General features: G+C 70.3%; 12 protein-coding genes. 8 read left to right on the forward strand and 4 right to left on the reverse strand.

The annotated features are described in order from the left end of the window. Nucleotides 1-341 precede the first annotated feature (341 nt). From ASG52_RS02500 to ASG52_RS02520, 5 genes are all read left to right on the forward strand, one after another. Nucleotides 342-2402, forward strand: a complete 2061-nt coding sequence (locus tag ASG52_RS02500) for an NAD(+) synthase (RefSeq protein WP_056238569.1) — start codon at nt 342-344, stop codon at nt 2400-2402. A gap of 51 nt (nt 2403-2453) precedes the next feature. Continuing rightward, nucleotides 2454-2735 carry a type II toxin-antitoxin system HigB family toxin gene (locus ASG52_RS02505; protein ID WP_056238572.1) on the forward strand — a complete coding sequence of 94 codons (282 nt, stop codon included), beginning with the start codon at nt 2454-2456 and terminating at the stop codon, nt 2733-2735. Then, a complete protein-coding gene (locus tag ASG52_RS02510) occupies nt 2723-3148 on the forward strand; it encodes a helix-turn-helix domain-containing protein (RefSeq protein ID WP_056238573.1) in 426 nt (141 codons plus the stop codon). The genes ASG52_RS02505 and ASG52_RS02510 overlap by 13 nt, the downstream gene beginning before the upstream one ends. Before the next feature lie 140 nt (nt 3149-3288). After that, nucleotides 3289-3516 carry a hypothetical protein gene (locus tag ASG52_RS02515; RefSeq protein WP_056238576.1) on the forward strand — a complete coding sequence of 76 codons (228 nt, stop codon included), beginning with the start codon at nt 3289-3291 and terminating at the stop codon, nt 3514-3516. Between the two features lie 96 nt (nt 3517-3612). After that, the gene (locus ASG52_RS02520) at nt 3613-4014 is read left to right on the forward strand and encodes a PilZ domain-containing protein (RefSeq protein ID WP_056238578.1); all 402 of its coding nucleotides are present in this window, start codon (nt 3613-3615) and stop codon (nt 4012-4014) included. Nucleotides 4015-4075: 61 nt separating this feature from the next. On the opposite strand, the gene ASG52_RS02525 is transcribed toward ASG52_RS02520, so the two are convergent. Then, nucleotides 4076-4507: an HIT family protein gene (locus tag ASG52_RS02525; protein WP_056238581.1), complete on the reverse strand. Its 432-nt coding sequence runs from the start codon at nt 4505-4507 to the stop codon at nt 4076-4078. Between the two features lie 162 nt (nt 4508-4669). Here ASG52_RS02525 and ASG52_RS02530 point away from each other — a divergent pair, with 162 nt between their 5' ends. After that, on the forward strand, nt 4670-5758 hold the full coding sequence (locus ASG52_RS02530) for a cation diffusion facilitator family transporter (protein WP_056238582.1): 1089 nt from the start codon (nt 4670-4672) through the stop codon (nt 5756-5758). A gap of 272 nt (nt 5759-6030) precedes the next feature. On the opposite strand, the gene ASG52_RS02535 is transcribed toward ASG52_RS02530, so the two are convergent. Together ASG52_RS02535 and ASG52_RS02540 are read right to left on the reverse strand one after the other, a co-directional pair. Next, the gene (locus tag ASG52_RS02535; RefSeq protein ID WP_056238583.1) at nt 6031-7188 is read right to left on the reverse strand and encodes a M20 aminoacylase family protein; all 1158 of its coding nucleotides are present in this window, start codon (nt 7186-7188) and stop codon (nt 6031-6033) included. Then, nucleotides 7185-8408, reverse strand: coding sequence for a GNAT family N-acetyltransferase (locus ASG52_RS02540; protein WP_056238587.1), 1224 nt, complete (start codon nt 8406-8408; stop codon nt 7185-7187). The genes ASG52_RS02535 and ASG52_RS02540 overlap by 4 nt, the downstream gene beginning before the upstream one ends. Before the next feature lie 119 nt (nt 8409-8527). On the opposite strand from ASG52_RS02540, the gene ASG52_RS02545 reads away from it, so the two are divergent. Beyond that, nucleotides 8528-9253, forward strand: a complete 726-nt coding sequence (locus ASG52_RS02545; RefSeq protein ID WP_056238588.1) for an SOS response-associated peptidase — start codon at nt 8528-8530, stop codon at nt 9251-9253. 4 nt (nt 9254-9257) lie between these two features. Here ASG52_RS02545 and ASG52_RS02550 read toward each other — a convergent pair whose 3' ends face one another. Beyond that, nucleotides 9258-10337: a class I SAM-dependent methyltransferase gene (locus tag ASG52_RS02550; RefSeq protein ID WP_156383760.1), complete on the reverse strand. Its 1080-nt coding sequence runs from the start codon at nt 10335-10337 to the stop codon at nt 9258-9260. A gap of 197 nt (nt 10338-10534) precedes the next feature. On the opposite strand from ASG52_RS02550, the gene ASG52_RS02555 reads away from it, so the two are divergent. Continuing rightward, nucleotides 10535-11818, forward strand: coding sequence for a glycosyltransferase family 61 protein (locus ASG52_RS02555; protein WP_056238593.1), 1284 nt, complete (start codon nt 10535-10537; stop codon nt 11816-11818). Nucleotide 11819 lies beyond the last annotated feature (1 nt).

Below are 11819 nucleotides of genomic sequence, written 5' to 3' on the forward strand. Positions count from 1 at the left end.
GGGTCACGATGGGAATGCGGAGGCCGTCCCGAAGCGCGCATGATCTGTGAGATGACTCGAAACAAGGTCCGGCTCCCCCTGGAGCGGTTCGCCCCTCAGTTAGGCGGATCGTCGTTAACGAACGCTTGCCCTCCCCTCGGATCGCCCGTCCCGCATGTGCGGTGCGCGCGGGTCGAGAACCGGATATCCTGTTGCACGATTGGACCTTTGGCGGTCTTTCCTGCGCCTTGCCCGCCGCTCCTGCCGGTGTGGGTGAGGATACGCCGCCAACCCGTTGAACAAGAACGCCTCCCGCCCCTTCGCGGCGGGCGGCGAGACCCGAGGCGAGCGTCGAGATCACGGTGAGCCAGAGCCCCACAGCCAAACCCTTCCGCTCGCTCTACCGTCACGGCTTCGCCCGGGTCGCGGCCTGCACCGGGCGCAGCCATCCGGGCGATCCGGCGGCCAACGTCGCGGCGATCCTGGCGCTGGCCGGGGAGTGTCATGCGGAGGGCGCCGCGCTCGCGGTCTTCCCCGAACTTGGCGTCTCGTCCTACGCCATCGAGGACCTGCTCCTTCAGACCGCTTTGCTCGACGCGGTCGAGGCCGGCATCGCCCGGTTGGTCGAGGCGAGCGCCGACCTCACCCCCGTCCTCGTCGTCGGCGCGCCGGTCCGCTGGCGCCACCGGCTCTACAATTGTGCGCTCGCGATCCACGGCGGGCGGCTGCTCGGCGTGGTGCCCAAGAGCTACCTGCCGAACTACCGGGAGTTCTACGAGAAGCGCCACTTCGCCTCCGGCGCCGGGCTGACCGGCGAGACCATTCGGGTCGCCGGCCACGAGGCGCCGTTCGGCACCGACCTCCTGTTCGAGGCCGACGACGTGCCGGGCTTCCGGCTCGCCATCGAGATCTGTGAGGATCTGTGGGTGCCGCAGACGCCGGGCATGGAGGCGGTGCTGGCCGGCGCCACCGTGATCGCCAACCCCTCGGGCAGCCCGATCACCGTCGGCCGGGCCGATTCCCGCGAACTCCTGACCCGCGCCGCCTCGATGCGGGGCCTGTGCGCCTACGTCTACGCCGCCGCGGGCACGGGGGAATCCACCACCGACCTGTCCTGGGACGGCCAGACCAGCATCGACGAGAACGGCGTGCGGCTGGCGGAAGGCGAGCGCTTCCCGGACAGGCCGGTGGCAACGCTCGCCGACATCGACCTCGACGGGCTGACCCAGGAGCGGCGGCAAGCCGGCAGCCTCGACGACAACGCGCGGGCGCGGGCCGCAGGCCCGTTCCGCACGGTCTCCTTCCGCCTCGATCCGCCGTCCGGCGATCTGGGCCTGCGGCGGCGCGTCGAGCGCTTTCCCTTCGTGCCCGCCGACCCGGCCCGCCTCGCCCAGGATTGCTACGAGGCCTACAACATCCAGGTCGCGGGCCTCGCCCAGCGGCTCGCGGCGACGGGCACCAAGCGGGCGGTGATCGGCGTCTCGGGCGGGCTCGATTCCACCCACGCCCTCATCGTCGTGGCAAAAGCCTTCGACCGCCTCGGCCTCCCGCGAAAGGATATTTTGGCCTACACGCTGCCGGGCTTCGCCACCTCGGACGAGACCAAGACCAACGCCCACGCCCTGATGCGGTCGATCGGCACGACCGCGGAAGAGATCGACATCCGCCCCGCCGCCCGGCAGATGCTGGCCGACATGGGCCATCCGTTCGGGCGGGGCGAGGCGGTCTACGACGTCACCTTCGAGAACGTGCAGGCGGGGTTGCGCACCGACTACCTGTTTCGGCTGGCCAACCAGCACGGCGGCATCGTCATCGGCACCGGCGACCTGTCGGAATTGGCGCTCGGCTGGTCGACCTACGGCGTCGGCGACCAGATGAGCCATTACGGCGTCAACGCGGGCGTGCCCAAGACCTTGATCCAGCACCTGATCCGCTGGGTCATCGCCTCGGGCCAGTTCGGCGAGGCTGAGAACCGGACGCTGCGCGCCGTGCTCGATACCGAAATCTCACCCGAACTCGTGCCGGCCACCGAGGGGGAGGGGCCGCAGAGCACCGAGGCCAAGATCGGCCCCTACGCGCTGCAGGACTTTTCGCTGTGGTTCACCCTGCGCCACGGTTTTGCGCCGTCCAAGATCGCGTTCCTGGCGCTGCACGCCTGGGGGGATGCGGAGCGGGGCGACTGGCCGCCGGATTTCCCGGAGGCCAAGCGCGTCGCCTACGATCTGCCGACGATCCGGCGCTGGCTGTCGGTGTTCCTCGACCGCTTCTTCCGCTTCAGCCAGTTCAAGCGCTCGGCGCTCCCCAACGGCCCAAAAGTCTCGGCGGGCGGCGCCCTGTCCCCGCGGGGCGACTGGCGTGCCCCCTCCGATTCGACCGCGCGGGCGTGGCTGGACGAGCTGGAACGGAACGTGCCGATGGGGTGAGGGATACCCTCGCGACCTTGCCCGGTATCTCAGATTGAGATACCGAACGGTATGCGGGTGATCTCCAACAAGGCTCTGGTGGATTTCGCGGCGATCCATCCGCCCGCGGCCACGGCGCTTCAGGCATGGCGCCGCATCGTCGAGGCAAGCACGTTCCGCAGCTTCGCCGACCTCAAGCGCGCCTTCAACGCGACCGATCGCGTTAAGAACTTCTACGTCTTCGACATCGGCGGCAACAAGTACCGGATCGTCGCCGCGATCCATTTCGATACGCAAAAGCTCTTCGTGCGGCACGTCTTCACGCACAAGGAATACGATGCATGGAAGCCCTGACCTTCAGCCATGACGACCTCGACACGCTGACCGGCCACTTCCAGGCGCTGGCCGAGCGCGTGCCCTTGCATCCGATCCGCGATGCGGCGGAGTACGACGCCGCCGTGCGGGTGATGAACGGGCTGCTCGATGCCGGGGCGGGTGAGGAGGGGCACCCGCTCGCGGGCCTGCTCGACGTGCTCGGCAGCTTCATCGGCGAGTACGACGAGGCACAGCATCGGCTGCCCGACGCGACGCCGGCCGAGATTCTGCGGCTGCTGATGGAGCAGCACGGCCTGCGCCAGGGCGATCTGCCGGAGGTCGGCAGCCAGGGGGTGGTCTCGGAAGTCCTGAGCGGACGGCGGGCCCTGAACCTCGGTCAGATCCGACGCCTCGCGGAGCGGTTCGGCGTCGCGCCGGGATCGTTCCTCTGAGGGGAGCGGGCGGCGCGCCGCCCCGTGCGCCGCCGCACACCCCGCCCTCCCCCGGCCACGATGCCACCTTCGCCGACACAAACCGGACCGATTGGCGGGCTATCCGCCCGGTCGAAGGTGCGGCGAAGTGGAGGCGACCGATGCGCAGCTACAACGTGTTCCGGCGCAAGGGCGGCGAGGCCCTGTGCTGCGCGGTGCCGGAGAGCCACGCCGTGCCGCGCTTCGTCGGCGGGCGCCGCTGGACCTTCGGCGGCAAGATCGACGGGCAGGCGAACCCGCCGCCCGGCTTCGACGACCGCGCCGCCGCCACCGCCGTGCGCTTCAACGGCTTCTACCTGTTCCAGGCGCTCGACGAGAAAGCCTCCTGAGGCCCGACGTGAGGTCTCACTCGCGGATCGAGTCGAGCATTCCTTAACGGCTGGCGGGTAGGCTTCCCGGAATCGTCGGGGCCGGAGGCCGACACCATGAGCAGCGAGCAGCGCCAGGACATCCGCAAGCGCACCTTCCTGAAAGGGCGTATCCTCTTCAACAAGGGCGCGTCCTCGATGGACTGCCTGATCCGCGACATGTCGGAGACCGGCGCGCGGCTGGAGCTTTCCGAGACCAGCACCCTGCCGGAGGTGTTCGACCTCTACATTCCGCAGAAGGACGAGACCTTCCGGGCCACCCTGCGCTGGCGCCGCGACGGCGGCGTCGGCATCGCCTTCGCCGACCACCCCGCGAAGCCCGCCGCCGCCGAGCCGGCGCCGATGCCCGACGCGTCCATTGGGGTGCTGCTGCGCCGGATCGCCGAGCTGGAAGCCGAGAACGCGGCCCTGCGCTCGGTGCTCACGACGCTCAGCGCCGGCAAGGCCAGCGCGGCCTGACTGAGCGTGGAATAGACCGCCAGCGCGGCCTGAGCTGAACTCAGACCGCCCGACATGAGCGTCACGCCGCGTCGAGCGCGGCGCGGATGCGCGCAGCGTGCTCGGCCAGCACCGCGGTGTCGGCCATGCCGCCCTCGTGGCGCGTGAGCGGCACGCCCTCGCGGCGCGGAATCACGTGAACGTGCAGGTGGAACACCGTCTGCCCGCCCGCCGACTCGTTGAACTGGAACACGGTGAGCCCGTCGGCGGAAAACGCCGCCTTCACCGCGCGCCCGACCCGCTGCACGCTGGCGATCAGGGCGGCGAGCGTCGCCGGCTCGGCATCGAGCAGGCCGCGGCTCGGCGCCTTGGGGATCACCAGGGTGTGACCCTCGCCCTGGGGCATCACGTCCATGAAGGCGAGGGTGTGCTCGTCCTCGTAGACCTTGTGAGCCGGAATCTCCCCGCGCAGGATTTTGGCGAAGATGTTGTCGGGGTCATAGGGCGGCGTCATACAGGGTTCTCCCATTCGCCCGGCACGTTGCACGGGCGCCCCTCGCCCGTCGATGGCGAAAAATCATCCCGAAAAATCCGCGTCGAACCTTGCGGCCCATGCGCGCGTTGGATGCCCCGTGACGACGGCGACGCTTCCGGGGCGCCGAACGGGAGCGTGAGCATGGCCGAGAGCACGGGTGCGATCTACACTGCGGCGGGCGCCAACCTCGCCATCGCGGCGGCGAAGTTCGTCGGCGCCTTCCTGACCGGCTCGACGGCGATGCTGGCGGAGGGCGCGCACTCGCTGGTGGACACCGCCAACCAGATCCTGCTGCTCGTCGGCCTCAAGCGGGCGGAGAAGCCGGCCGACGCCCAGCACCCCTTCGGCTACGGGCGCGAGGTGTATTTCTACGCCTTCATCGTCGCGCTGTTCATCTTCCTCGGCGGCGGCATCTTCGCGATCTACGAGGGCGCCCACAAGATCCAGCATCCCGAGCCCTCCGCCGACGCGACCATCTTCGGCGTCCACCTGTCGGGCTTCTGGGTGAACGTCTCGATCCTCGGCTTCGCGATCCTGGCCGAGGGCTATTCCTGCATGGTCGCGTTGAAAGCCTTTTGGGCCGAGAAGGGGAACCGCACCGCGATCACCGCGATCCAGCGCAGCAAGGACCCGTCGCTCTACACCATCCTGGTCGAGGACGTGGCGGCGCTGATCGGCCTCTTCATCGCCATGGCGGGCGTGGTCGCGGCGCACGTGCTCGACATGCCGGTGCTCGACGGCTGGGCCTCGATCGGCATCGGCGTGGTGCTGATCGGCATGTCGATCTTCCTGATGTTCGAGACCCACGGCCTGCTGATCGGCGAGGCCGCCGACCCGGAGGTGGTCCGCTCGATCGACGCCGCGGTGCGCGAGGAGCGGGCGGTGCGCCACGTCAACGAGGTGCTGACCCAGCATCTCGGCCCCTCCGACATCCTGGTGAACCTCAGCCTCGACTTCGCCGACGAGATCCCCGCGGGCGAGGTGGAGCAGACGGTGGGCCGGCTGGAGCGGCGCATCAAGGCCAAGAGCCCGGACGTGAAGCGGGTGTTCATCGAGATTCAGGACCGCAAGGCGCACGCTGCGACGACGGATGCGGCGAAGACGGATACCCCGAAGGATGCCGGGAAGAAGGATGTCGTGACGAAGGACCCGGCAACGCCCGCCGCGAGCCCGGCCCGCGCGCCCAGCGGCCCGGAGGCGGCCCCGCCCGGCTCGGCCGTGCCGGCCTGAGACAGCTTCCGATTAACCGACTCGCGTTCAGGCGGCTCCCCACTCTCCCCGCACGCGGGGAGAGGCCTGCATGGACCTCGTCGTCCATGCAGGAAGCGCAGGCGAAGCTGTAGCGGCGGTGAAGGGGACTCGACGCAAGAGGCTGGTCCTGAACCGCCCCCTCACCTTCGGCTGCCGCCTCTCTTCATGCCCCGACAAGGGGGCATGAATCCCTCTCCCCGCACAGCGGGGCGAGGGGATGCGAAAATAGCGACGCGCTCGGGTGAATCTCCTCAGGCCCTTGCCCGCCGCTCCACCACCCGCGCCAGATAAGCCGCCCCCAGCGGAATCAAACTGTCGTCGAAGTCGAAGCTGGCGTTGTGCAGGCCCGGCCCCGGCGTTGCGCCGAGCCAGGCGTAGGCGCCGGGCACCGCCGCGACCATGTCGGCGAAATCCTCGCTGCCCATGCGCGGGATCGTGTCGGCATCGACCTTGTCGGCGCCGAACAGTTCGGTCGCGATCTCGGCGGCGGCCCGAGCCTGCTCGGCGCTGTTGTCGAGCACCGAGAAGACGTCGCGCAGGTCCACCTCGATAGTGGCGCCGTAGGCGGCGGCAAAGCCCTGAGCCAGTTCGCGGATGCGCTGACCGATCAGCTTGCGCAGGGTCGCGTCGAAGGTCCGCACGGTGCCGGCCAGATGCGCGCCCTCGGGGATGACGTTGTAGGCCGCGCCCGCGTGAACTTGCGTGATCGAGACCACCGCGGCCTTGAGCGGGTCGCTGTTGCGGCTGACGATCGACTGCATCGCCTGGGCGAGGCCGGTGGCGATCACGATCGGGTCGATGCCCTGCTGCGGCATCGCCGCATGCGCCCCGCGCCCGGTGATGCGGATGTCGAAGAAGTCGGCCGCCGCCATCATCGGCCCGGTGCGGGTCTGGAACACGCCGTGCGGTCCCTGTGGCGCATTGTGCAGCGCGTAGATCTCATCGACCGGAAAGCGTTCGAACAGCCCGTCGGCGATCATCGCGCGAGCGCCGCCCAAACCCTCCTCCGCCGGCTGGAACACGAACACCGCGGTGCCGTCGAAGTCGCGGGTCTCGGCGAGGTAGCGGGCCGCGCCCACCAGCATGGTGGTGTGCCCGTCATGCCCGCAGGCGTGCATCTTTCCGGGCACCGTCGAGCGGTAGGGGAGGTTGGTCTCCTCGGCGATCGGCAGCGCGTCCATGTCGGCGCGCAGGCCGATCCGGCGCGGGCCCGGACGCCCCTGCAGCACGCCGACCACGCCGGTCTTGCCCAGCCCCCGATGGACCTCGATGCCGAATTTTTCCAAGTGCTCGGCGACGATTGCAGAGGTCCGCACCTCCTCGAAGCCGATCTCGGGATGGGCGTGGAGGTCGCGCCGGAGTGCGGTCAGCTCGTCGGCATAGCCTCGGATGCGGTCGATCGGGCTCATTTGTCCTCGCACTCCTCTCCGCCGCGGCGGAACGGCGACATCTGCGCATACTCGGCGATGGCCGCCCGCACGGCGGCCCGCTCCCGCTTCAGGTAGTCGCCGACCGCGCGGCCCAACCCCGAATCGGCGAAATCGTGGGCCGAATGCATCGGCACCGGGCGGTAGCCGCGGGCGAGCTTGTGCTCGCCCTGCGCCCCGGCCTCGACCCGCTTGAGGCCGCGGGACAGCGCGAAATCGATGGCCTGATAGTAGCAGACCTCGAAATGCAGGAACGGGTGGTCCTCAACGCAGCCCCAGTTGCGCCCGTAGAGCGCGGTGTCGCCGATGAAGTTGATGGCGCCCGCGATCGGCCGCCCGTCCTTCCGGGCGATGACCAGCAGGATGCGCTCGGCCATCCGCTCGCCGATCAGCGAGAAGAAGCGCCGGTTGAGATAGGGCCGGCCCCATTTGCGAGCGCTGGTGTCCTGATAGAACGCGTAGAAGGCGTCCCAGTCGGATTCGGTGATCTCGGCCCCGGTGCGGTGCTCGATGGTGATGCCCGACGCCAGGGCATCGCGCCGCTCGCGCTTGATCGCCTTGCGCTTGCGCGAGGCCAGCGCCCCCAAAAAGTCATCGAAGGTCGCGTAGCCCTCGTTGATCCAGTGGAACTGCTGGTCGATCCGCGGCAGCATGCCGAGCGCTTCCGCCTGATCCGATTCGCGTTCCCGCAGGAAGGTGGCGTGGATCGAGGAGGCCTGCGTCTCCTCGCGCAAGGCCCGTAGCCCCGCGACGATGGCGGCCGCCGCCGCGTCCGCATCCTCGCCGGGCGCGATCAGGAAGCGCGGGCCGGTCACGGGGGTGAACGGCACGCTCACTTGGAGCTTCGGATAGTAGCTGCCCCCGGCCCGCTCGTAGGCGTCGGCCCAGCCGTGGTCGAACACGTATTCGCCCTGGCTGTGGGATTTCAGGTAGCAGGGCGCGGCGCCGACGAGCCGGCCCTTGCGCTCGACCCGCACATGCAGCGGCAGCCAGCCGGTGCGGCGGGAGACGCAGCCCGATTCCTCCAGCGCCGAGAGGAAGGCGTGGGAGACGAACGGGTTGAAGGTCTCGTCACCGGCCGAGAGGGTCTCGGGGGAGGTGGCGCAGGCGTCCCACTCGGCGGCCTCGAACCGGGCGAGGCCCGGCACGGCCCGCACCTGCAGGACGGGCTCGGGGCCGGTCGCCGTCGCGGGGGATGTCATGAGCGCCAACGTAGCGCCGCGGCGGCCGGGCGCAACGGGACATATGGTCGGGTGGGTTTCTGTGAGACGCGGTCTGTTGCGCCTTGATCCTGTGTCCGTCCGCACCCCAAATCGAAAAAATGTGCGGACGCTTCTTCATCGGCCAACCTCCGGAAGTTTACCGGACGGTCTACGGCTATTCCGAGCGGCCGAATTTCCCCGGCCGCTACAACATCGCCCCGACCCAGCCGGTGCCGGTGGTGCTGACCGAGCAGGGGGAGCGGCACTTCCGGCTGGTGCGCTGGGGCCTGTGGCCGACTTGGCTCAAGGACCCGAACGGCTTCCCCGTCCTGTTCAACGCTCGCATCGAATCGGCCGGCGAGAAACCGGCCTTCCGCGGAGCCCTGCGCCATCGCCGCTGCATCTTCCTCGCCGACGGCTTCTACGAGTGGCGCCGGGAGGGGACCGGCAAGGGCGCGGTCAAGCAGCCCTTCGCGGTACGCCGGACCGATGGTGCGCCGATGGCGCTCGCCGGCCTGTGGGAGCCCTGGGGCGGCGCCGACGGCTCGGAGGTCGATACGGGTGCCATCGTCACCTGCTCGGCCAACGGCACGCTCAGCGCGATCCACGAGCGCATGCCCGCGATCCTTGCTCCCGAGGCGGTGGAGGCGTGGCTCGATCCGCGTGTGGATGCCCCCGAGGCCGCCCGGCTCTGCCGCCCCTGCCCCGACGCATGGCTGCGGCTCGATGCCGTGAGCGAGCGCGTCAACGGCACCCGCCACGACGATCCGGACCTGATCGAGCCGGTCGGGCGGGCGGAACGGACGCCGCCGCCCGCGGGCGACCGCCAGGGCGAATTGTTCTGACGCTTCAGCGCCTGCGCAGGCTGACGATGAACTCGTCGCCCCCTGGATAGGGCTCGTGGATCGCCCGCAATTCGAGGGGCAGGATGTCGAGCGCGTCGATGGCCGCCCAGCAGAACCGGAACGCCTCCGTCGTGAACACGCTGCAGTGCACGTCTCGGTAGTAGCCGTCCACGGCGGTGGCACGGGCATCGGCCAGTGCGGTCGCGAGGCGCTCCGGATCGGGGAAGGGCGGGGCGGTGCCGAGATGCAGGTAGGAGGTGAAGGCCACGTGGTCGAAGACCTGGCGCGGACTCGGCCGGTCGAGCTTGGCCAGCCACGCGTCGATCAGGTCGGTGGGGCGCGTCGTCTCGCGGCGGTGGTCGAAACAGCGGGAGCGCTCGGGCAGCGCCAGGGCGATCAGCCCGCCCGGCCGGATCACCTCCGCGAGATGGCCGAGCCAGCCGATCGGGTCGGGAACGTGCTCCATCACCTGTACGGCGACGGCGTAGTCGAAGACCCGCCCGTCCGGGATGCAGGTCCGCAGCGACCCCGAGGGCCAGACGTAGTCGACCTCGCGGATGCGCCGCTGATCGACCATGTCGGGGCGGTCGCCGCCGTACTTCCTGCGCAGGTCCGCGGCATTCGCGTGATCCACATAGGCGACCGGCCCGCGCGTCTTCGAGAGGGTCGGGCGGTCGAGGGGGCCGATCTCCAACCCGCTCATGCGGGCCACGTCGATCCCATCGAGCAGGCGGCTCAGGCGGTCGCGGTGGCGGGTGCTCGGCGAGTCGTGCAGCGGCCGTCCGTCGGCGGCGCGCACCTCGACGACGTCCGCGAGCGCCAGAGGCTCGGGATAGAGCAGGACGAAGCCGGCCTCGGCCGGCAAGCCGTGGGCGACGAGATCCTCTCGGCGGTCGTTAGAGGCGACCCGCGTCAGGTGCGCGCCGTTGACGAACACGTCGACCGGGCTCGGCGTGCGGTCCCCGCCGACGCACCAGCCCCGCAGGAAGGCCGGCGTGGCGGCATCAATGCTCCCGACCGAGACAGGGGGCCGCCGGCGCGTCCGAAACAGCCGCCGCCATTGGCCCCGCAACGTCGCCGACACTTCGCACTCCTCCATGATCGGAGCCCGGTTCTACGGGGCCACCGCGTGACTGCCAAGCGGATCAACGCGGGCGACGCGGGATCCGCGGCTTGGCCGGCACCCCGCGCAGCGGTCCAGGGGGGAGCTGTTCTGAGCGCGTCCCGCTTGGACGTGCGGCGTGCTAACCCGCGCCGCGGAGCCGACGGGGGAGGGCGCGGTTGACGGGAGAGCCGACGCAGTCCGCGTCATCGATCTGGCTGACGGACAACAACCTCGTCCTCTCCTGCGAAGCCGCGCGTCTCTACGGCGAGGGCGGGTTTCCGGGCGATGCCGATCTGCTGGCCCGCCTCTCGGGCCGGGTCGCGCGCCACACCCGCGTCCTCGATACGGTCTTTCCCGGTTGCCCCGCCCGCGCGCCCGGCACGCCCCGCCTGCACGGCGGCAGCACGGTGTTCCGTGTGGGGCAGGCGGCGCGCTTCGCGGCCGAATTCCCGCCGGTGCCGCCGACGCTGCTCCTCGAATCCCGCGACATCCGCCTCTCCGGCAACGCCCTCTACACCCTCTCGGACGGGCGCCCCGAAATCCTGTTCGAGACCGTCCGCCCGCAGGAGCGCCACGTCACCCCCGGCCCGGGGCCGGACCCGGAGCCCTACGACGAGGCGGTCGGGGGGGAGGGGCTCACCTTTCTCCTCAACTCCGGCGGCTCGTTCAATTACGGCCACTGGCTGATCGACGACCTGCCGCGCCTGCGCGCGCTCGCCCTGCTCCGCGCCTGCTACCCCGGCCAGCCGATCACCGTCGCGCTCGTGGCCTACGTGCCCCATGTCGATGCCGCGCGGGCCCGCTCCGTCGCCCTGTTCCTCGGCGACCCGCGCGATGTCACCGTGCGCTTCCTCGATCGAACAAAAACCTACCGCTTCGCTCAGGCGCATCACGCCACCCCCTGCGGCCTGCCGAACGACCGCAAGTCCCCCGACGCCCTGCGCTTCCTGCGCGAAACGATCCGCCGCCGCACCCGGATGCCGCGCCTGTGGCAGCGGCTGCGCCGTCTCGGCCGCACCCCGGAGCAGCGCCTGTTCATCGACCGCCAGCCGGATCGCGGCCGGGCGCTGGTGGAGCGCGACGCTGTGATGGCGCTTCTCGCCCGCCACGGCTTCACCGTGATCGACCCCGAGACCCTGAGTCCGCGCCAGCAGGCGATCCGGTTCGCGGACGCCGAGATCGTCGTCGGCATCGCCGGGGCCGGTATGGCCAACACCGTGTTCTGCCGCCCCGGCACCCCGGTGATCCACCTCGTGCCCGAGGGCTGGCAGGACCCGTTCTACTGGGAGATCGCCGTCGCCTGCGGGCTGACCTACCACGCGGTGTTCGGGCCGCGGGTGGCCTCGGACGCGCCGGATTTCCTGCGGGATTTCCGGGTCGATCCCGCGGACATCGCGGAAGCGCTCAAAGAATCCGGGCTCTGCCCGGACCCGCCAAGGGCTGGCCCTTGGGACCCGTGAC

Source organism: Methylobacterium sp. Leaf456 (genome assembly GCF_001425465.1).
Lineage (GTDB): Bacteria > Pseudomonadota > Alphaproteobacteria > Rhizobiales > Beijerinckiaceae > Methylobacterium.

Bases quoted from the DNA above. Each gene is read 5' to 3' on its own strand.
- ASG52_RS02540 (WP_056238587.1), bottom strand. From the start codon at position 8,408: ATGACATCCCCCGCGACGGCGACCGGCCCCGAGCCCGTCCTGCAGGTG.
- ASG52_RS02545 (WP_056238588.1), top strand. From the start codon at position 8,528: ATGTGCGGACGCTTCTTCATCGGCCAACCTCCGGAAGTTTACCGGACG.
- ASG52_RS02525 (WP_056238581.1), bottom strand. From the start codon at position 4,507: ATGACGCCGCCCTATGACCCCGACAACATCTTCGCCAAAATCCTGCGC.
- ASG52_RS02515 (WP_056238576.1), top strand. From the start codon at position 3,289: ATGCGCAGCTACAACGTGTTCCGGCGCAAGGGCGGCGAGGCCCTGTGC.
- ASG52_RS02510 (WP_056238573.1), top strand. From the start codon at position 2,723: ATGGAAGCCCTGACCTTCAGCCATGACGACCTCGACACGCTGACCGGC.
- ASG52_RS02520 (WP_056238578.1), top strand. From the start codon at position 3,613: ATGAGCAGCGAGCAGCGCCAGGACATCCGCAAGCGCACCTTCCTGAAA.
- ASG52_RS02530 (WP_056238582.1), top strand. From the start codon at position 4,670: ATGGCCGAGAGCACGGGTGCGATCTACACTGCGGCGGGCGCCAACCTC.
- ASG52_RS02505 (WP_056238572.1), top strand. From the start codon at position 2,454: ATGCGGGTGATCTCCAACAAGGCTCTGGTGGATTTCGCGGCGATCCAT.
- ASG52_RS02535 (WP_056238583.1), bottom strand. From the start codon at position 7,188: ATGAGCCCGATCGACCGCATCCGAGGCTATGCCGACGAGCTGACCGCA.